Here is an 18,665-nt window from a genome sequence, read left to right on the forward strand (position 1 = left end):
GGTCAGTGGCTCCTCAGCCAGTCGAGTAGGGCGGGGTAGAGCTGCTTGTGCGCGCGCCCCCCGATGAAAAGCCCGAGATGCCCGCCGGGCAGGCCGTGCTCGGCGCAGTCGCCACCGAGGTGCGCGGCGAGGGCGCGGGCGGTGGCCGGTGGGACCAGATGGTCATCCTCGGCCCAGGCGTTGAACACCGGCGTGTCGATGGCCGCCAGGCGCACCGGCTGGCCGTCGAGGGTGAGCGTATCGCGGATCAGCGCGTTGTTCTGATAGATCTCGCGGGCGAACTCGGCGAACGCCCGGCCGGCCAGATCGGGCCCGTCGTACATCCAGCGCTCCATGCGCAGGAACGCATCGCGTGCCGCCGCATCGGCATCCGCCAGGGCCGCCAGGCCGTTGTAGCGCCGTGGGCCCAGGGCGAATGGCTTGAGGCTGGCGAACACCGTGGCCAGCCCTTCGCCGGTGACATTGCCGGTGGCCGTGACCAGAGCATCAAAGTCGATGCCCCGCGCCAGCCGCGCCAGTGCGTCATCGGGGCTGTCGGTGGCAATGGGCGTGGCCAGGGTGGTCAGGCTGCGGATCTGCCGCGGGCGCAGCGCCGTCTGGCAGAGCGCCAGCACCCCGCCCTGGCACACACCCAGCAGATGCGGGGGCATGGCGTGCCGATCGGCCACCCAGTCGACGGCATCGGTGATGTCACCGAGCACATAGTCGGCCAGCCCCAGATAGCGCCGCGCCGCGCCGGGTGGGTGCCAGGCCAGCAGGTACACGCAGAAGCCGCCGGCGAGCAGCCGGGCGATCACCGATCGCTCGGGGCTCAGATCAAGGATCGCCGGGCGGTTGACCAGCGAGTAGATGATCAGCAGGGGCGGATCGTCGGGCGTGCCATAGCGGTGCAGCGTGGCGTTGTCCGTCTCGGTGACGACCGCGCTGGGGGTGATGGGATCGGTCTCGGCCATGGCGGTCGCTGCCCCGGCGCTAGCGGGCCGATTCACCGTCGCCGTGCAGCTGCGCCCGCAGCGCCGCGATCTCGGCCCGCAGTGCTGCGGTCTCGCGGCGCTGGCGCCGGCGCTGGCGCTGCAGCTCGGCCGCCAGGTCATCCATGCCGCGGGCCGAGGGCAGGCCGAGGCCTTCGAGGAGATCGTCGGCAAGGGCCCGCAGGGTGGTCTGGAGCGCGCTCCAGGCGTTGACCAGTGCGGCGATGCGCCGCTCAGTATCGGGCCGGGCGAGCCAGGCCTCGTAGCGGGGCTCGGCAATGGCGGCCCAGCGCTCGGCCAGCGCGCCAGGGTCCGGCGGCGGGGCGTCGGCGGCGTTGAGCTCGGCGCGCAGGTCGTTCAGACAGGCCTCGGCCAGGTCGGTGACGCCGTCCAGATGATCGGCCAGTGCCGCCTGATAGGTATCGATCTGTTCGCCCAGCGCCCGCAGCTGGTCCTGACGGCGGGGATAGGGGCCCAGACTGGGGGTGTCCGTGGGCCGATGGTCGGGGAATGCCGGGGCGATGGCCTGCAGGGTGGTGGACCACTGCTCGAGCAGCGTATCGAGCTGATCGCCCTGCCGCTGCCGGTATTCGCGCTCGGCGGCAATGGCATCGCCGAGGGCGCGGAGCGCGTCGGCCGGTGTACGGGCCTGCCCCAGCGCGTCGGCACTGCGAATCAGCAGCGCCTGCACGCCCAGCGGATCCGACTGCGGGGAAAACGCCCCCAGCCACGCCGCCCAGTCACCCTGATCGGTGCCGTCCTGCCGCTTTGATCCGTCGCTGACCATGACCCCCTCCGATTGGATGGGAGCATGCTAACACTGCGCCCCGTGGGGTGCTCAGCCGGCGCTGTCGAGCTGTGCCTCCCAGCGGCTGCGCAGCGCATCGGCGCGGGATCGTTGCCCGGCGGTGGCGCTGATGTCGCTGACCCGCCGCAGCTGCGAGAGCCCGGCGCGCAGATCACCCTGCACGGCATAGTGGTGGGCCATCGCCAGTGCCGATTCATCGGGGTCCGAGGCGGCGCTGGCGGCGCGGGCATGCAGCGCCCAGATCCCCGGGGCATCGGGCTGGTCATGGGTCAGGCGGCGGGTGGCGGCCAGCGCGTCCTGGGCCCGATCCGCCTGCAGCAGCGCCTCGATGCGGGTCACCCGCAGGCCGACGCTGTCCGGGAACAGGCTCAGCCCGTCATCGATGCGCCCCAGCGCGGCGTCGGTCCGATCGGCTTCGAGGGCGGCCTCGGCCAGCGCCAGGTACAGCAGGTCATGGGCGCCGGCGTCATCGAGCAGCGCCTCGAGCCGCCGGGTGGCGGCCGCCGGCTGGCCGTCGGCAATCAGTGCCACGGCCCGGCCATAGCGCTGCGGGTGGCTGTCATCCCCCGATTCGATGCGGGCGCGGAAGGCCTCAAGGGCCGCGTCCGGCTGATCCGCGGTGGCTACCTCGACCCGGGCGCGGATGTAGCCAAAATCCGGGCTCTCGAACACCGAGTCGGGCTGCAGATCACGGGCCATCGAGCGCACTTCGGCGATCCGGGCCCGGGTCAGCGGATGGGTGCTCAGAAACGCCGGTGCGCGGCTTCGATAGCGATTGTCGGCCTGCAGCACTTCAAAGAAGTCGGCCATGCCCATGGGCTCGAGGTTGGCCCGGGTCAGGATGCGCATGCCGGTGCGATCCGCCTCGCGTTCGTGATCGCGGGAGTAGGCCAGCTGGCTGTCGATGCCCGATGCCATTCCGGTGGTGACCGCCGCCGCGCCCGCCTGCGGATTCTGCGAGCCGATCACCAGCCCGGCGAGCACCATGGCGGCCGTGCGCAGACTGGTTTGCTCGGCCGCGGCGATGCGCCGGGCGATGTGGCGCTGGGTGACATGGGCCAGCTCATGGGCGATCACCGATCCCAGTTCGCTTTCATTGCGCGCGGCGCTGATCAGGCCGGTATGCACGCCGATGAATCCGCCCGGCATGGCAAAGGCGTTGATGCGCGGGTCGTTGATGACGAAAAACCGGTAGTCGGCCGCCGGGGTGTCGGTGGCGGTGGTGATGCGCGCCCCCAGATCACGGATGTAGGCATTGACCGCGGGGTCGTCGAGCCCGTCCACCTCCCGGCGGATCTCGCGCATCATCTCCTGGCCGATCCGCGCCGCTTCACCCGCCGGCAGCGCCTGGCTGGACGGGTTGCCGAGATCGGGCAGCGACAGGTCGAGGTTGTCGGCCTGCGCCTTCGCCGCCGGTCCCGCCAGCGCCACCGCCGCCGCCAGCGCGAGCGCGCCCAGCGTTACCCGAATGCCCACCGCCAGTGTGTCTCTCATCATGTCTCCATGGACCGATGCCCTGACCGGCACGTTCCACCGTCGCGCCGTTTGTGGGACAGTATAACCCGGCTGCAGGAGGTTGCCTTGTCGACGCCCATGTACCCCATCCGCCAATGGCTCAACCGCCACCTGAGCAATCCGCAGGTGGTGGGACTGACCGTGATACTGCTGATCGGCGTCGCCGTGGTGACGTTTCTGGGCAGCATGCTGGTGCCGGTGTTCGCCTCGATCGTGCTGGCCTATCTGCTTGAGGGCATCGTCCGCACCCTGACCCGCTATCACGTCCCGCGCGGGCCGGCCGTGCTGATCGTCTATCTGCTCTTTCTGCTGTGTCTGGTGGCGGGGCTGCTGGCGCTGCTGCCGACCATCGTCAACCAGGTCATTCAGCTGGTGGAAAACCTCCCGGCCATGCTCGAGCAGGGTCAGCAGGCCCTGCTGCAGCTGCCCGAGCGCTATCCCGCCTACTTTTCGGCCGACCAGGTCGCGGCGCTGCTGGATACCATCCGCCGCGAGGCCATTGGCTACGCCCGCAGCCTGGCCTCGTCGCTGTCGCTGGCCTCGGTGGTGATGGTGGTCACGATCATGGTCTACGCGGTGCTGCTGCCGGTGCTGATCTTCTTTTTCCTGTGGGACAAGTCGCGGATCCTGGGCTGGACGGTGCGCTTTTTGCCGCGCCATTACGGCCTGGTGGCCTCGGTGTGGCACGAGGTGGATCTGCAGATCGGCAACTATGTGCGTGGCAAGTTCGTCGAGGTGGCCATCGTCTGGGTGGGCAGCTACCTGACCTTTCTCGCCCTGGGGCTCGACTTCGCCATGCTGCTGGCGCTGATGGTGGGGCTGTCGGTGATCATTCCCTATGTGGGTGCCATCGTCGTGACGCTGCCCATCGCCATCGTCGCCTATTTCCAGTTCGGGGCCAGCAGCGAGTTCATGTGGGTGCTCATCGCCTACGCCATCATCCAGGCCATCGATGCCAATGTGCTGGTGCCGCTGCTGTTCTCCGAGGCGGTCAACCTGCACCCGGTGGCCATCATCATCGCCATCCTGATCTTTGGCGGCATCTGGGGGTTCTGGGGGGTGTTCTTCGCGATTCCGCTGGCCAATCTCATCCAGGCGGTGATCAATGCCTGGCCGCGGGTCAGCATCGAGGATGAGGACGGCGAAGACGGGGCGGGCGAGGCGGATGCCGCCGGCTAGAGGACGTCGCTGGCGTAGGCGGCGAGGCGCGAGCGCTCGCCCCGGGTCAGGGTCAGATGACCGCCGTGGGGCCAGTCCCGAAAGCGCCGCACCAGATAGGTCAGTCCCGAGGTGGTGGGGGTCAGCCAGGGCGTGTCGATCTGGCCGATGTTGCCGAGGCAGACGATCTTGGTGCCGGGCCCGGCCCGGGTGATCAGCGTGCGCATCTGCTGCGGGGTCAGGTTCTGCGCCTCATCGAGCACCATGAACCGGTTGAGCAGGGTGCGCCCGCGCATGAAATTGAGTGAGCGGATGCGGATACGGCTATGGAGCAGGTCCTGGGTGGCGGCCTGGCCCCAGCGATTGCCGCCACCGGCCCCCCGGGACGGCGCGCTCAGCACCTCGAGGTTGTCCATCAGCGCCCCCATCCACGGTGACATCTTCTCTTCCTCGGTGCCGGGCAGATAGCCGATCTCTTCACCAATGGCCACCGTCGCGCGGGTCATGAGGATTTCATCGTAGCGGTCGGTCTCAAGGGTCTGGGTCAGGCCCGCCGCCAGGGTGAGCAGGGTCTTGCCGGTGCCCGCCGGCCCCAGCAGCGTCACCAGATCGACTTCGGGGTCGAGCAGCAGGTCGAGGGCCAGTGCCTGCTGGCGATTGCGGGCATGAATGCCCCACACTGACTCGCCCCCGGGGCGGTAGTCGACCACCGGCGTTGGCTCGAGCGCGCCGCTGGCGCCGGGCACAAGGCGCCAGGCCTGCTCGTCGCCAAGCAGGAACTCATTGGCCGTGGCCGTCGCGGGGGGCTCGGTGGCGGCCGGGGTGCCGGGCGGCAGGGTGTGCATGCCGTCGGGCAGCAGGTCCGGGTCGTCGAGGCGCGCCTCGCTCTCATGGTCACTGGCCTCGAGCCCCAGCACACTGGCCTGGATGCGCAGGTTGATGTCGCGGGCCACCACCGTGAGCTGCATGTCGGGGTGGGTGCGTGCCAGGGTCTGCGCGGCGGCGAGCACCGGCGGGGCCTGACCGGCCTCGGTGTCGGTCAGAAAGTAAAGCCGCCCCAGCCCCTCGCCCAGTGGCAGCCCGTCGGCCAGCGACCGGGGGGCGACACCCGCGAGCCGCTCGTCGAGGAAACGGGCCGCCTGCAGGGCGTTGCGCGCCTCCTCACTGTTGCCATGGCGCGCGGCATCCAGGCCGTGCAGCACGGCGAGCGGCAGATAGATATCGCGCGACTCGAAACGGAACAGCGCCGCCGGGTCGTGGAGCAGCACGGAGGTGTCGAGCAGGCAGGCTTGATGCATATGCCGGTGTGCCTAGCCGCCGCTGTGGGCGCGCAGGGCCTCGAGGACCGCCTCGGCGTGACCCTCGACGCTCACCTTGCGCCATTCCTCGCGCAGCACGCCCTCGGGGTCGATCAGAAAGGTGCTGCGCTCGATCCCGCGGGCGGGCTTGCCGAACATCACCTTGTCGCGCATGACAGCGAACTGGTTGCAGACGGTTTCATCCTTGTCGCTGAGCAGCACGAACGGGAAGTCGTACTTGGCCCGGAAGTTGGCAAGCGCCCGCGGGCCGTCCCGGGAAATGCCGGCCACCTGCGCGTTGAGGGCGTTGAAGCGCGGGTCGAGGTCGCGGAAGGCCTCGCTTTCCACCGTGCAGCCCGGCGTGCTCGCCTTGGGGAAGAAGTACAGCACCACCCAGCCGCCGCGCTGGTCGGCGAGCCGCCAGGTGTCACCACGGTCGGTGGGCCGTTCGAAATCGGCAACCGGTTGATTGAGCAGGATCTCGGTCATGGCGTCAGTGCCTCAGGGGTTCGATGATGGCGTCGAGGTTGAGCTGGTCGCAGAAGTCCATAAACTCCTCACGCAGCCGCGCGATATGCAGCGAGGCGGCGACGTCGATGGTCATCTGCAGCTGGAACATGGGCGTTCGGGTATGGGCCGCGGCATAGGTGGTCGTGGTCAGGTCGCGGACATTGATCTCGCGACTGGCGAAGAAATGCCCGAGCTGATGGACGATGCCGGCATGATCCACGCAGACCACCTCGACGCTGTAGGGCATGACATTGGCGGTGGGCTGGGGTGGGCGGGTGCGACGCACCTGCACATCCAGGTCCAGCCGGCGGCCGGCGGCGGGCAGCGATGACTCGAGCTTGGCCAGCTCGTTCCAGCGGCCTTCCACCGTCAGGATCATCGCGAAGTCGCCGCCGAGCACGCTCATGCGGCTGTCGCCGATGCTGCAGCCGGTATCGCGGATGAGGGCCGAGACGGCCTCCACCAGCCCGGGGCGGTCTTCGCCCAGGGCGGAAACGACGAGGTAGTTTTTGTGCATGCCGCTGCCCGATACTGCCCGCTTGAAGCCCCGTGATCGAAGCGCCGCAGTGTACCACGTCAGTGCCGCCCGGCGGCTTGTCAGTCCGGGAGTGCGCGGCTAACATCCTCGCATTGTGGCAGCGGCGGGGATTTTGGCGATGTTCCAGGGCAGCATGGTTGCGATGGCAACCCCCATGCACACTGACGGGGCCCTGGACGAGGCAGGCCTCGAGCGGTTGGTGGAGTTTCATATCGATCGGGGCACCGATGCCATCGTCGCGGTGGGCACCACCGGCGAGTCGGCCACCCTCGATCATGATGAGCATCATCATGTCATGCGCCGCACGGTGGAGATCGCCCGCGGCCGGATCACGGTGATGGGTGGCTGCGGCGCCAACAGCACCTGGGAGGCCGAAGCGCTGGCGCGCCGCGCCCTCGAGGTGGGCTGCGCGGCCGCGCTGCTGGTCACCCCCTACTACAACAAGCCCACCCAGGAAGGGCTCTATCAGCACTTCCGGCACATCGCCGACCGGGTGCCGATCCCGCAGATCCTCTACAACGTGCCGGGCCGCACCGGGGTCGACCTGCTGCCCGAGACCGTCGACCGGCTCGCCGACATCCCCAACATCGTCGCCATCAAGGAGGCCTCCGGCAGCCTTGAGCGTGCCGAGGAGGTGATCGAGCGCTGTGGCGATCGCATTGACCTGTACTGCGGCGAGGATGCCCGCAACCTGGCGCTGATGAATGCCGGCGCCCGGGGCTGCGTGTCGGTGACCGCGAATGTCGCCCCGGCGCTGATGCATCAGATGTGCGCGGCGGCGCTGGCCGGCGATCAGCCGCGGGCCGAGGCGCTGGACGCGCGGCTGGCGGCGTTGCATAACGCGCTTTTCCTTGAGACCAATCCCATCCCGGTCAAATGGGCGCTGCACGAAATGGGGCTCATCGAGGACGGCATGCGACTGCCGATGACACCGCTGTCCGCGCCGTATCACGAGACGGTGCGCCAGGCCCTGAAACTGGCGGATGCCCGATGAGGCGGATCATGGCGGGACTGCTGGCGCTGGCGCTGACCGGCTGCGGATTGATGAGTGGCCCCCCGGACGAGGCGGAACGCCGCGCCGAGGCCCTGCGTCAGCCTCCGGACGTGCTGGCCGACGCGCGACCGGCCGCCGGTGACGGGTCGGCCGATGCGGATGCCCGGGCCGATGCCGACGGCCGGGAGGCGGCGACGCCTGAGCGCAGTGCGGTGCGAACGCTGGACGGTCAGCCGGTGCTGGATCTGGGCCTGCCGTTGAACGCGGCCTGGGCGGTGACCGGTCGTGCCATCGATCGGGTGGGTTTTGAGCTGCTGGGCTCCGATCGCGACCGGCATACCCACCGCATCCGCTACGACGGCTCCGTGGCCTCGGAAGTGGAGAATGATGGCGACGCGGGCCTGCTGGACTCGCTGGCGTTCTGGCGTGAAAAGCCCGAAGGCTCGCTGCAGCCGTATGAAGTGGTGGTCACCGAGCGCGGCACGGGGGCCCGCGTGACGGTGCAGGACGACAGCGGCAATCCGGCCGCCCCGGGCGCGGCCCGACAGGTCCTGGCCGTGCTGGCCGAACAGCTCAAGCCCTGAGCCTGATGCAGATCCTGGTCAGTCAAGCCGGTTGGGCGTCGGTGACCGATGCCCGTCAGTGCCAGCGGGCCCGTGCCGCCGAGCCGGTGATACGCGAGCTCTACGCGCTGGCGGTCTATTTCGTTGACACCGAACGGGCCCTGACCGCGGCCGAGGCCGAGCGGCTGGCCACCCTGCTGGATGCCGAGCCGATCGAGGCGGGCGCCGAACCGGTGGAACTGCTGGTGGTGCCGCGCCTGGGCACCCTCTCGCCATGGGCGAGCAAGGCCGGCGATATCGCCGAGCACTGCGGACTGAATGCGGTGGTGCGGCTCGAGCGGGGCCTCGCCTATCGCGCCGTCGATGCCGCCGGCTCGGCGCTGGACCTGCGGCGCCGGCCCGCCCTGCAGGCCGCCCTGCACGACCGCATGACCGAGTCGGTGCTGACCACCCTGGATGACGCCGAGGGCCTGTTCGCGACCCATCCCGCCCGGGCGCTCGAGTGGATCGATGTGCGCGGCGGCGGCGCCGACGCCCTGGCCGCCGCCGACCGCGATCTGGGCCTGGCCCTGTCCGCCGATGAGCGTGACTACCTGCTCGAGAACTATCAGGCCCTGGGGCGCAATCCCACCGACGTCGAGCTGATGATGTTCGCCCAGGCCAATTCCGAGCATTGCCGGCACAAGATTTTCAATGCCGACTGGGTGATCGACGGGGTGGCCATGGACGCATCGCTGTTCGCGATGATCCGCCACACCCACGCCATGCGCCCCGAGGGAGTGCTGTCGGCCTACAGCGACAACGCCGCGGTGATCGAAAGCGCGCCGGTGGATCGCTTCTACCCGGGGCCGGATGGCCATTACCGGCATCACCACGCCTCGGCGCATCTGGTCATGAAGGTCGAGACCCATAATCATCCCACCGCCATCTCGCCGTTCGCCGGCGCCGCCACCGGGGTGGGCGGCGAAATCCGCGACGAGGCGGCCACCGGCCGGGGCGCCCGCACCAAGGCGGGTCTGGCGGGGTTTTCGGTGTCCAATCTGCGCATTCCGGGGGCGGAACAGCCCTGGGAGGTGGACCATGGGCGGCCGGCGCGTCTGGCCTCGGCGCTTGAAATCATGCTGGACGGGCCCATCGGTGCGGCGCGCTACGGCAACGAGTTCGGCCGCCCGCAGCTGTGTGGCTACTTCCGCAGCTACGAGCAGGCCCAGCCCGGGCCGGACGGCGACGAGGTCCGGGGCTATCACAAGCCGGTGATGATCGCCGGCGGCATGGGGGCCATCGCCCCCGAGCAGGTGGACAAGGGCATCGCCCCCGAGGGATCGCCGCTGGTGGTGCTGGGCGGCCCGGCCATGCTGATCGGCTTGGGGGGCGGCGCGGCGTCGTCGGTGGCGAGCGGCGAGAGCGCCGAGGCACTGGATTTTGCCTCGGTGCAGCGCAGCAACCCCGAAATGGAGCGGCGCTGCCAGGAGGTGATCGATGCCTGCTGGCGGCTGGGTGAAGCCAACCCGATCATCGCCGTGCACGACGTCGGCGCCGGGGGCCTGTCCAACGCGCTGCCCGAGTTGATGGACGACTCCGACCGCGGCGGGCGGCTCGAGCTGCGCACCATCCCCTGCGCCGAGGCCGGGCTGTCGCCGCTGGAGATCTGGTGCAACGAGGCCCAGGAGCGCTATGTGCTGGCGCTGGATGCCGCGCGTCTCGAGACCTTTCAGGCCATCTGCGAGCGCGAGCGGGCCCCGTTCGCCCAGGTGGGCGAGGCCACCGACGAGCGCCAGCTGGTGCTGGGGGACGCCGAGTTTGACAGTACCCCGGTGGATATCCCCATGGATCTGCTGCTGGGCAAACCGCCCAAGATGCGCCGCGTGGTGGAACGCCGCGCCCCGGTGCGCCGGGCGTTGCAGCTGGACGGGGTGAGCATCCGCGAGGCCGCCCACCGCGTGCTGCGCCTGCCCACGGTGGCGAGTAAGGAATTCCTGATCACCATCGCCGATCGCAGCGTGACCGGACTGACCGCACGCGATCAGATGGTGGGGCCCTGGCAGGTGCCGGTGGCCGATTACGGCCTGACGCTGGGGGATTATCAGGGCTATCGCGGCGAGGCCATGGCGATGGGCGAGCGCAGCCCCGTGGCGCTGCTGGACGCGCCGGCGTCGGGCCGGATGGCCATCGCCGAGGCGCTGACCAACCTGATGGGCGCCGGCGTCGGGCGGCTGCGCGCGGTCAACCTGTCGGCGAACTGGATGGCGGCCTGTGATCACCCGGGCGAGGCGGCCCGCCTCTACGACACCGTGGCGGCGGTGGGCCGCGAGCTCTGCCCGCAGCTCGGCATCGCCATTCCGGTGGGCAAGGATTCGTTGTCCATGAAGACCGTCTGGCCCGCTGAGGGCGGCGAACGGTCGGTGACCTCGCCGCTCACCCTGGTGGTGTCGGCGTTTGCGCCGGTGGCGGATGCGCGTCAGGCGCTGACCCCGCAGCTCGCCACCGATCCTGGCAGCCACCTGTATCTGCTGGATCTGGGTGGCGGCCGTCGGCTGGGTGGCTCGGCGCTGGCGCAGGTTTACGGCCAGATCGGCGATCAACCCGCCGACCTGGATGACCCGGATGCCCTCGCGGCCGGCTTCGACACCGTCCAGGATCTGATGGGCGCCGGGCGGCTGCAGGCACTGCATGACGTCTCGGACGGCGGCCTGCTGGTGACGCTGGCCGAGATGGGCTTCGCCGCACGCACCGGCCTGGCGGTGGATGTCTCGATGCTGGGGGATGACCCCATGGCCGCCGTGTTTGCCGAGGAACCGGGCGTGGTGCTGCAGGTGCTCGATGCCGACCGCCCGGCGGTGGAGGCGGCGTTCGAGGCGGCGGGGCTGGGCGCGCGGGTGCATCGCATCGGCCGCCCGGCCGCCGGCGGGCATCTGCTGATCCGCCATCATGGCGCGGTGGTGCTGGACGAATCGCTGGCTGATCTTGAACAGGTCTGGCACGAGACCAGCCACCATCTGCAGGCGCTGCGCGATGACCCGGACTGCGCCGACGAGGCCCATGCGGCCATCGCCGAGCGCGATGATCCGGGGCTGCGCGCGCAGCTAAGCTTTGATCCGGCCGAGGCGGTGGCCCCGGCGGTGCAGCGCGGCGCCGCGCCGCGCGTGGCGGTGCTCCGCGAACAGGGGGTGAACAGCCACATCGAAATGGCGGCGGCCTTCGAGCGCGCCGGCTTTGAACCGGTCGATCTGCACACCACCGATCTGATGGCCGACCCCGAGCGGCTCGCCGACTGCCAGGCACTGGTGGCCTGTGGCGGTTTCTCCTACGGCGATGTGCTGGGTGCCGGCCAGGGCTGGGCGCGCACGATCCTCTATAACGAGCGGCTGCGGGATGCCTTTGCCGGCTTTTTCGCGCGCCCCGACACCCTGGCGCTGGGGGTGTGCAACGGCTGCCAGATGCTCTCGGCATTGCGCGGGATCATCCCCGGCACGGCGCAGTGGCCGGATTTTCGCGGCAATCGCTCGCGCCAGTACGAGGCGCGCCTCGCGCAGGTCGAGGTGTTGCCGTCCCCCTCACTCATGCTGGGCGACATGGCCGGCTCGACCCTGCCTATCGTGGTGGCCCATGGCGAGGGCCGGGCGGTGTTCGACAACGCCGGGGGTGCTGCCGCGGCGGCGGGTCTGGTGGGGCTGCGCTATGTGGATGCCCGGGGCGGACCGGCCGTGCGCTATCCCGCCAATCCCAACGGCTCGCCGGACGGGATCACCGGGCTGTGCAATGCCGATGGCCGGGTGACGATCATGATGCCGCATCCTGAGCGGGTGTTCCGCTCGATCCAGCATTCGTGGTGTCCGGCGCCCTGGGGTGAGGATGGCGCCTGGATGCGGCTGTTCCGCAACGCCCGGCGGGCGCTCGACTGAACGCCTAACCGCCGGGTGGCGCAAGCCCGCGGGCGCCCACCCAGTCGCGGGCGAACTGCCAGGCCACCCGACCACTGCGCGAGCCGCGGGCCCGCGCAAAGCGCAGCGCATCGGCCCGCCAGGCCTCGGGCTCGGGGGCCGGCGCCGGGTGCAGGCGCCCGACCCACAGCGCGCAGATATCCAGATAGCGGTTCTGGTCAAAGGGCTGGAATGACAGCCACAGACCGAAACGCTCGGACAGGGAAATCTTTTCTTCCACGGCCTCGCCGGGATGGATCTCGCCGTCCACCGGCCGCGCCTGTTCATTCTCGGAGAAGTATTCGGGCAGCAGGTGACGCCGGTTTGAGGTGGCGTAGATGACCAGATTGTCGGGCGGTGCCGCCACCGAACCGTCGAGCGCCGCCTTGAGCGCCTTGTAGCTGGGATCGTCGGCCTCGAATGAGAGATCGTCGCAGAACAGGATGAAGCGCTCGGGCCGGCCGTCGAGGGCGGCGATGATCCGCGGCAGGGCGATCAGGTCGGCGGGCTGCACCTCGACCAGACGCAGGCCCTGCGCGGCGTACTCATTGAGCAGCGCCTTGATGAGTGACGACTTGCCCGTCCCCCGGGCGCCGGAGAGCAGGACATTGTTGGCCGGCAGCCCGGCGAGGAACTGCCGGGTGTTGCGCTCGGCGGCGTCGCGGGCACGCTCGATATGCTGCAGCGCATCGAGGCGGATGGGGTGACGGTGGGCCACCGGCTCGAACCCGCCGCCGCGCGGGCCCTCCACCCAGCGCGCCGCGACCTGATCGGACCAGTCGATGGCCGCGGTCCGCGCGGGCAGCAGCGGCTCGAGCCGGTCGAGCAGGGCATCGATTCGGTCGGCCAATGAGTCCAGTCGATCCATGCCCCTATGTTAGCCTCTCGCAATGGAAAAGGAAGCGGGCAATCTCAAGCGCGTCTACGTCGTCGCCGACCCGCTGATCGCCGGCCACATCGAAACAATCCTCAGCGAGCGCGGTATTCACTGCTTTGTGCGCAACCGGTTTCTGACCGGGGCGGCGGGCGAGGTGCCGCCGCTGGAGGCATGGCCGGAGGTCTGGGTGCCCGCCGAGGACGAGGCCGTCGCCCGGCGTCTGATCGATGAAGTGATCGGACCGCCGGACGCGCCCGTGGGTGAAGACTGGCAATGCCCCGACTGCGGCGAAGTCATCGAGGGGCAGTTCGCCGAATGCTGGCGCTGCGGAGGGCGCCCGGAATGATTCAGCTGCGCGACATCACCCTTCGACTCGGGCCCGACCCCTTGCTCGAGGACGCCCGCCTGACCGTGCACGCCGGCCGCAAACTGGGGCTGGTCGGGGCCAACGGCACCGGCAAGTCGACCCTGTTCGCGCTGCTGCGTGGCGAACTGTCAGTGGACGCCGGCGAGGTGTCCATCCCCAATGACTGGCGGATGGCCTGGATGGCGCAGGAGACCCCGGGCGTGCCGCGGCCCGCCATCGAGTACGTGCTGGATGGTGACTCGGCCCTGCGCGCCGCCGAGGCCGAGGTCGAGGCCGCCGAGGCCAGTGGCGATGGCGAGCGCATCGCCTATGCCCATGCCGACTTCGGCGCCGCCGAGGGTTATGACGCCCGCGCCCGGGCGGGCATGCTGCTGCACGGCCTGGGGTTTGATCCGGCGGTCCAGGAGCGGCCGGTGAGCGAGTTCTCCGGCGGCTGGCGGGTGCGCCTCAACCTGGCCCGGGCGTTGATGGCGCCGTCGGATCTGCTGCTGCTCGACGAGCCCACCAACCACCTCGACCTCGAGACCGTGATCTGGCTCGAGCAGTGGCTGCAGAGCTATACCGGCACACTGATCCTGATCGCCCATGACCGGGACTTTCTGGACGCCGTGGCGGAGGGGATCGTCCAGATCGAGCATCGCCGCCTGCACCAGTACACCGGGGGCTACAGCGCCTTCGAGCGTCAGCGCGCCGAGCGCCTCGCCCAGCAGCAGGCCCTCTACGAGCGCCAGCAGCGCGAGATCGCGCACATGGAGCAGTTCATCGACCGGTTTCGGGCCAAGGCCACCAAGGCACGCGCCGCGCAGAGCCGCATCAAGGCGCTGGAGCGCATGGAAACCGTGGCCCCGGCGCATGTCGACTCACCCTTCCACTTTCAGTTTCCGCCCGCTCCGGATGCCGGTAATCCGCTGATCGGGTTCGAGGATCTGAGCCTCGGATACGCTGGCGCGCCGATTCTCAGTGGCCTGCGCCAGACCCTGGCGCCGGGTGATCGCATCGGCCTGCTGGGCCGCAATGGCGCCGGCAAGTCGACCCTGATCCGCGCGCTGGCGGGTGATCTGGAACCGCTGGGCGGCCGCATTCAGCGGGCCCGCAATCTGGCGGTGGGGTATTTCGCCCAGCATCAGCTCGAGCAGCTGGATGCCGAGGCAAGCCCGGTGGTCCATCTCCAGCGACTCTCACCCAATGCCGATCCGCAGAAGCTGCGGAGTTTTCTGGGCGGTTTCGACTTCCGCGGCGATCAGGCGCTTGACCCGGTGGCGCCTTTCTCGGGCGGCGAAAAGGCCCGGCTGGTGCTGGCCATGCTGGTCTGGCAGGCGCCCAATCTGTTGCTGCTCGACGAGCCCACCAACCATCTGGATCTGGAAATGCGCCATGCCCTCAATGTGGCGCTGCAGGCCTTCGAAGGGGCGGTGGTGGTGGTCTCCCATGATCGCAGCCTGCTCGAGAGCACCGTGGCGGACTACTGGCTGGTGGCGGACGGCACGGTGCGCGACTTCAAGGGCGATCTCAACGATTATCGGCGCTGGCTGGCGCAGCAGGAGCGGGACAGCCGCCGTGCCGCCCGCGCTCCGACCGCTGCGCCAGCCGCCGCCCCGGCAAAGCCGGCCCGCGACGAGGCCCGTCTGCGGCCGCTGGAAAAGCGCGTGCGCGCCGCCGAGACCGCCTTCGAGGCGGTGGATGCACGGCTGGAAGCCATTGACGCCCAACTCGCCGACCCGGCGCTCTACGCCGAGGGAGCCGAGGCGAGACTCCAGTCCCTGCTGGACGAGCAGCGTCGCGAACAGGCCGAGAAGACGCGGGCCGAGGCCGAGTGGATGGCCGCCGAGGAAGCCCTGGAGGCCGCGCGGGACGGCGCGGATGCCGATCAGACGGCCTGATCGGGTGCCACTTTGCCTCGACGGCCGGGCCTGCGTATTCTCGACGTCGTAACCATTCTGCAACCATTCAGCGGAGTCTGTGACATGAGCATCAATGGCAAGCTAGCAGGGGCGCTGGGCGCCCTGTCCCTGGCCGTCGCCGCCGGCGGCGCCCAGGCCGAACTCAAGGTCGGGGCGCTGTTGCCGCTGACCGGCGATCTCCAGGCCTATGGCGAGAGTTCGCGCAACGGCATCAACCTGGCCGCCGAAGAGATCAACGCCGCGGGCGGTGTGCTGGGCGAGCCCATGACCATCGAGATCGCCGACACCCAGACCGAACCGCAGTCGGGCGTCGATGCCGCCCAGCGGCTGGTCTCGGTGCAGGGGGTTTCGGCGATCGTCGGTGCCCTGTCGAGCGGTGTCACCATTCCGGTGGCCAGCAGTGTCTCGGCGGTGGAAGGCGTGCCGCAGATCTCCGGGGCCTCGACCTCGCCGGTGATGACCGATCTCGATGACAACGACTTCCTGTTCCGCACCACGCCCTCGGACGCCTTCCAGGGCACGGCGCTGGCCGAAGTGGCCGGCGATGAGGGCATGGACAGCGTCGCCATCATGTACATCAACAATGACTATGGCGAAGGCCTGGCCGATGCCTTCACCGACTCGTTCGAGGCCGCCGGCGGAGAGGTCGTGGGCACTTCCGCCTATGAACCGGGCCTCGCTTCTTATCGCGGCGAGCTGAGTCAGGTCTCGGATGGCGAGTCACCGCTGCTGCTGATCGGCTATCCCGAAAACGGTCAGACCATCCTGCGCCAGGCGCTCGAGGGCGGTCATTTCCGCGACTTCCTGTTCACCGATGGCATGAAGTCGCCGCAGATCGTGGAGAACCTGGGCGCGCAGTACCTGAACGGCAGTGCCGGGACCGTGCCACAGGCCCGCGATGACACGGACGCCGCGCAGCACTTCACCGAGGCCTACGAGGCCAGCTTTGGCGAGCTGCCGCCGGTGCCCTACATCGACACCGCTTATGATGCCGTCTACACCATCGCCCTGGCCGCGGTGGCGGCCGACAGCACCGATCCGGTGGCCATCCGCGATCATCTGCGGGCGGTGAACGATCCGGACGGCGAGCCGGTGGGCCCGGGTGACTTCGCCGAGGCCGCCGAGCTGCTCGGCAATGGCCAGGCGGTCAACTACGAGGGGGCTTCCGGCAGCGTCAACTACGACGACAATGGCGATGTGGCGGGCACCTTCGCCCATTGGGAGATCGAGGACGGCGAGTATGTGACCGTCCGGGTGTTCGAGCCCTCGATGTAAAAGAGCCCTCAACCCGCACCGGCCGCCGGGTCGGTGCGGGGCCAGACGATTGGCTGGGGCGCCTGGACGTAATCGCTGAACAGGTGGCCGTGCTCGGGAATCGCAAAATACCGTTCACCGCGCTGCGGTCTGCGGGCATCGAATGCCGAGTGCGAGATGCCCACTTCCCAGAGATCCTCACTTTCCCAGCCATCGGGGCGGAGTTCGATACGTACCTCCGCACCGATCAGATTGACCGCCTCGACCCGCAGGGGCAGATAGGCATCGGCGGTGGGCTGATCGACCAGTCGCAGGGCATGCGGGCGCACGTAGAGCTGCGCTGACTCCCCGGCATACGCAGCGGGCAGTCGGACGAACGCCACACCCTGGGTCAGGGCATTGTCATGCACCGACCCTGACAGCACGTTGACGCGACCCAGGAAGTCGAACACGAAACGACTCGCCGGATGCTGGTACAGGCGCTGCGGGGCATCGATCTGCTCGACACGGCCCTGGTTCATGACCACCACCTGATCGGACAGCTCCAGCGCCTCTTCCTGGTCGTGGGTAACGAACACGCTGGTGAAATGCAATTGATCGTGCAGATTCCGCAGCCACCGGCGAAGCTCTTTACGCACCCGCGCATCAAGGGCACCGAACGGCTCATCGAGCAATAGAATGTCAGGTTCCACCGCCAGCGCCCGGGCCAGAGCAATACGCTGTTTCTGGCCGCCTGATAGCTGGGCGGGATGGCGATCCGCGAGGTGGCCGAGCTGCACCATGTCGAGCAACTCATTCACCCGCTGCCGAATGCGTGTCGAATCAGGGCGCGTCCGGCGGGGCCGTACGCTGAGCCCAAACGCGACATTCTCGGCCACACTCATGTGCCGGAACAGCGCATAATGCTGAAAGACGAAGCCCACCCGCCGGTCCCGCACCGGCACATCAGTGACATCGCGACCAGCCAGCCGGACGCGGCCCCGATCGGGGGCTTCGAGCCCGGCGAGGATGCGCAGCAGCGTGGTCTTGCCTGACCCGGACGGGCCAAGCAGGGCGGTGAGCTGTCCCGCCGGGAGTTCCAGATCGATCCGGCCCAGGGCGTTCACGCCGCGGAAGGACTTTTCTATCGCATCAATCTCGATACTCATCCAATGATCCTCATGGACGGTCCTGCCGCCACTCGACGATGGATTTGGCGACCAGCGTGACCAGCGCAATCGCGGCCAGCAACGAGGCGGCGGCAAAGGCGCCGGCGACGTTGGCATCCTGATAGAGCAGTTCCACCTGCAACGGCAGGGTATTGGTCTGCCCCCGGATGCTGCCCGAGACCACCGAGACGGCACCGAACTCACCCACCGCCCGGGCGTTGGTCAGGATCACCCCATAGAGCAGCGCCCAGCGGATATTGGGCAGGGTCACCCGCCAAAACAGTTGCCAGCCCGAGGCACCCAGCACGACGCCGGCTTCTTCCTCGTCGCTGCCCTGCTGCTGCATGACCGGGATCAGCTCGCGGGCGACGAACGGGCAGGTCACGAAAATCGTGACCATCACGATGCCGGGCCAGGCAAACATCAGCTGGATGTCCTGACTGCCAAGCCATGCGCCGATCCCGCCGTTGCGCCCGTAGAGCAGCAGATACAACAGGCCGGCGACGATGGGCGAGACTGCAAAGGGGATGTCGATCAACGCGGTCAGCAACCGACGCCCGGGAAACCGGAAGCGGGTGACCAGCCAGGCCAGAAACACCCCGAAGACCATATTGAGCGGCACGGTCAGCAGCGCGACGAACAGTGTCAGACCGATGGCGTCCAGGGTGTAGGGATCGAGCAGCGTGCCGGTGTACCCGCTCAAGCCCTTGGCGAAGGCCTCGGTCACAATCACCACCAGCGGCATGAACAGGAAAAGCCCACTGATCAGCGTGGCGAGCCCGATCAGTATTCGCCGCACGGCGGCGCCGTCTCCCACCCGACGAGCGATGCGTGCCGGCATCG

16 protein-coding genes are annotated in these 18,665 nt (G+C 69.0%); 7 read left to right on the forward strand and 9 right to left on the reverse strand.

The window, feature by feature from the left end; translation table 11 throughout:
- Positions 1-2: 2 nt before the first annotated feature.
- Genes BBH56_RS01300 through BBH56_RS01310 form a run of 3 tightly spaced genes read right to left on the reverse strand, consistent with a single transcriptional unit; the run spans position 3 to position 3,276 of the window.
- Positions 3-953 carry an alpha/beta fold hydrolase gene (locus BBH56_RS01300; protein WP_157809043.1) on the reverse strand — a complete coding sequence of 317 codons (951 nt, stop codon included), beginning with the start codon at positions 951-953 and terminating at the stop codon, positions 3-5.
- A 19-nt stretch (positions 954-972) separates the two neighbouring features.
- Positions 973-1,758, reverse strand: coding sequence for a poly(R)-hydroxyalkanoic acid synthase subunit PhaE (locus BBH56_RS01305; RefSeq protein WP_148121678.1), 786 nt, complete (start codon positions 1,756-1,758; stop codon positions 973-975).
- Positions 1,759-1,809: 51 nt separating this feature from the next.
- Positions 1,810-3,276: a M48 family metalloprotease gene (locus BBH56_RS01310; protein WP_148121679.1), complete on the reverse strand. Its 1,467-nt coding sequence runs from the start codon at positions 3,274-3,276 to the stop codon at positions 1,810-1,812.
- A gap of 96 nt (positions 3,277-3,372) precedes the next feature.
- On the opposite strand from BBH56_RS01310, the gene BBH56_RS01315 reads away from it, so the two are divergent.
- Positions 3,373-4,473 (forward strand): AI-2E family transporter, encoded by a 1,101-nt coding sequence (locus tag BBH56_RS01315; RefSeq protein ID WP_144347921.1) that lies wholly within the window; start codon positions 3,373-3,375, stop codon positions 4,471-4,473.
- On the opposite strand, the gene BBH56_RS01320 is transcribed toward BBH56_RS01315, so the two are convergent.
- The 3 genes from BBH56_RS01320 to BBH56_RS01330 are packed head-to-tail and all read right to left on the reverse strand — an operon-like array spanning position 4,470 to position 6,777.
- Complete coding sequence (locus tag BBH56_RS01320) at positions 4,470-5,750, reverse strand: PhoH family protein (protein WP_148121680.1); 1,281 nt, start codon at positions 5,748-5,750, stop codon at positions 4,470-4,472. The two genes, BBH56_RS01315 and BBH56_RS01320, sit on opposite strands and share 4 nt — an antisense overlap.
- Before the next feature lie 12 nt (positions 5,751-5,762).
- Complete coding sequence (locus tag BBH56_RS01325) at positions 5,763-6,239, reverse strand: peroxiredoxin (RefSeq protein ID WP_110882524.1); 477 nt, start codon at positions 6,237-6,239, stop codon at positions 5,763-5,765.
- A gap of 4 nt (positions 6,240-6,243) precedes the next feature.
- Positions 6,244-6,777 carry a glycine cleavage system protein R gene (locus tag BBH56_RS01330; RefSeq protein ID WP_148121681.1) on the reverse strand — a complete coding sequence of 178 codons (534 nt, stop codon included), beginning with the start codon at positions 6,775-6,777 and terminating at the stop codon, positions 6,244-6,246.
- Positions 6,778-6,916: 139 nt separating this feature from the next.
- On the opposite strand from BBH56_RS01330, the gene dapA reads away from it, so the two are divergent.
- The 3 genes from dapA to purL are packed head-to-tail and all read left to right on the forward strand — an operon-like array spanning position 6,917 to position 12,257.
- Entirely contained in the window at positions 6,917-7,792 is an 876-nt protein-coding gene (gene dapA / locus BBH56_RS01335) for a 4-hydroxy-tetrahydrodipicolinate synthase (protein WP_148121682.1), read from the forward strand.
- An 8-nt stretch (positions 7,793-7,800) separates the two neighbouring features.
- Complete coding sequence (bamC, locus tag BBH56_RS01340) at positions 7,801-8,376, forward strand: outer membrane protein assembly factor BamC (protein WP_148121683.1); 576 nt, start codon at positions 7,801-7,803, stop codon at positions 8,374-8,376.
- Positions 8,377-8,381: 5 nt separating this feature from the next.
- On the forward strand, positions 8,382-12,257 hold the full coding sequence (gene purL, locus BBH56_RS01345; protein ID WP_148121684.1) for a phosphoribosylformylglycinamidine synthase: 3,876 nt from the start codon (positions 8,382-8,384) through the stop codon (positions 12,255-12,257).
- 4 nt (positions 12,258-12,261) lie between these two features.
- On the opposite strand, the gene BBH56_RS01350 is transcribed toward purL, so the two are convergent.
- Positions 12,262-13,143: an ATP-binding protein gene (locus tag BBH56_RS01350; protein ID WP_148121685.1), complete on the reverse strand. Its 882-nt coding sequence runs from the start codon at positions 13,141-13,143 to the stop codon at positions 12,262-12,264.
- 22 nt (positions 13,144-13,165) lie between these two features.
- Here BBH56_RS01350 and BBH56_RS01355 point away from each other — a divergent pair, with 22 nt between their 5' ends.
- The 3 genes from BBH56_RS01355 (at position 13,166) to BBH56_RS01365 (ending at position 16,695) form a co-directional block, all read left to right on the forward strand.
- Positions 13,166-13,498, forward strand: coding sequence for a putative signal transducing protein (locus tag BBH56_RS01355; RefSeq protein WP_148121686.1), 333 nt, complete (start codon positions 13,166-13,168; stop codon positions 13,496-13,498).
- Positions 13,495-15,399, forward strand: a complete 1,905-nt coding sequence (locus BBH56_RS01360) for an ABC-F family ATP-binding cassette domain-containing protein (protein ID WP_144347834.1) — start codon at positions 13,495-13,497, stop codon at positions 15,397-15,399. The genes BBH56_RS01355 and BBH56_RS01360 overlap by 4 nt, the downstream gene beginning before the upstream one ends.
- An 84-nt stretch (positions 15,400-15,483) precedes the next feature.
- On the forward strand, positions 15,484-16,695 hold the full coding sequence (locus BBH56_RS01365; protein ID WP_148121687.1) for an ABC transporter substrate-binding protein: 1,212 nt from the start codon (positions 15,484-15,486) through the stop codon (positions 16,693-16,695).
- 8 nt (positions 16,696-16,703) lie between these two features.
- Here the strand turns inward: BBH56_RS01365 and BBH56_RS01370 are convergent, their stop codons facing one another.
- Both BBH56_RS01370 and cysW read right to left on the reverse strand, forming a co-directional pair.
- The gene (locus tag BBH56_RS01370) at positions 16,704-17,822 is read right to left on the reverse strand and encodes a sulfate/molybdate ABC transporter ATP-binding protein (RefSeq protein WP_148121688.1); all 1,119 of its coding nucleotides are present in this window, start codon (positions 17,820-17,822) and stop codon (positions 16,704-16,706) included.
- A gap of 10 nt (positions 17,823-17,832) precedes the next feature.
- The gene (gene cysW, locus BBH56_RS01375) at positions 17,833-18,663 is read right to left on the reverse strand and encodes a sulfate ABC transporter permease subunit CysW (RefSeq protein ID WP_144347831.1); all 831 of its coding nucleotides are present in this window, start codon (positions 18,661-18,663) and stop codon (positions 17,833-17,835) included.
- Between the last annotated feature and the right edge of the window lie 2 nt (positions 18,664-18,665).

This window comes from Spiribacter roseus, from assembly GCF_002813635.1.
Classification (GTDB): domain Bacteria; phylum Pseudomonadota; class Gammaproteobacteria; order Nitrococcales; family Nitrococcaceae; genus Spiribacter; species Spiribacter roseus.

Excerpts from the sequence above, each read along its gene's own strand:
- BBH56_RS01300 (WP_157809043.1), bottom strand. The coding sequence starts at position 953 with ATGGCCGAGACCGATCCCATCACCCCCAGCGCGGTCGTCACCGAGACG.
- BBH56_RS01305 (WP_148121678.1), bottom strand. The coding sequence starts at position 1,758 with ATGGTCAGCGACGGATCAAAGCGGCAGGACGGCACCGATCAGGGTGAC.
- BBH56_RS01310 (WP_148121679.1), bottom strand. The coding sequence starts at position 3,276 with ATGATGAGAGACACACTGGCGGTGGGCATTCGGGTAACGCTGGGCGCG.
- BBH56_RS01315 (WP_144347921.1), top strand. The coding sequence starts at position 3,373 with ATGTACCCCATCCGCCAATGGCTCAACCGCCACCTGAGCAATCCGCAG.
- BBH56_RS01320 (WP_148121680.1), bottom strand. The coding sequence starts at position 5,750 with ATGCATCAAGCCTGCCTGCTCGACACCTCCGTGCTGCTCCACGACCCG.
- BBH56_RS01325 (WP_110882524.1), bottom strand. The coding sequence starts at position 6,239 with ATGACCGAGATCCTGCTCAATCAACCGGTTGCCGATTTCGAACGGCCC.
- BBH56_RS01330 (WP_148121681.1), bottom strand. The coding sequence starts at position 6,777 with ATGCACAAAAACTACCTCGTCGTTTCCGCCCTGGGCGAAGACCGCCCC.
- dapA (WP_148121682.1), top strand. The coding sequence starts at position 6,917 with ATGTTCCAGGGCAGCATGGTTGCGATGGCAACCCCCATGCACACTGAC.
- bamC (WP_148121683.1), top strand. The coding sequence starts at position 7,801 with ATGGCGGGACTGCTGGCGCTGGCGCTGACCGGCTGCGGATTGATGAGT.
- purL (WP_148121684.1), top strand. The coding sequence starts at position 8,382 with ATGCAGATCCTGGTCAGTCAAGCCGGTTGGGCGTCGGTGACCGATGCC.
- BBH56_RS01350 (WP_148121685.1), bottom strand. The coding sequence starts at position 13,143 with ATGGATCGACTGGACTCATTGGCCGACCGAATCGATGCCCTGCTCGAC.
- BBH56_RS01355 (WP_148121686.1), top strand. The coding sequence starts at position 13,166 with ATGGAAAAGGAAGCGGGCAATCTCAAGCGCGTCTACGTCGTCGCCGAC.
- BBH56_RS01360 (WP_144347834.1), top strand. The coding sequence starts at position 13,495 with ATGATTCAGCTGCGCGACATCACCCTTCGACTCGGGCCCGACCCCTTG.
- BBH56_RS01365 (WP_148121687.1), top strand. The coding sequence starts at position 15,484 with ATGAGCATCAATGGCAAGCTAGCAGGGGCGCTGGGCGCCCTGTCCCTG.
- BBH56_RS01370 (WP_148121688.1), bottom strand. The coding sequence starts at position 17,822 with ATGAGTATCGAGATTGATGCGATAGAAAAGTCCTTCCGCGGCGTGAAC.
- cysW (WP_144347831.1), bottom strand. The coding sequence starts at position 18,663 with ATGCCGGCACGCATCGCTCGTCGGGTGGGAGACGGCGCCGCCGTGCGG.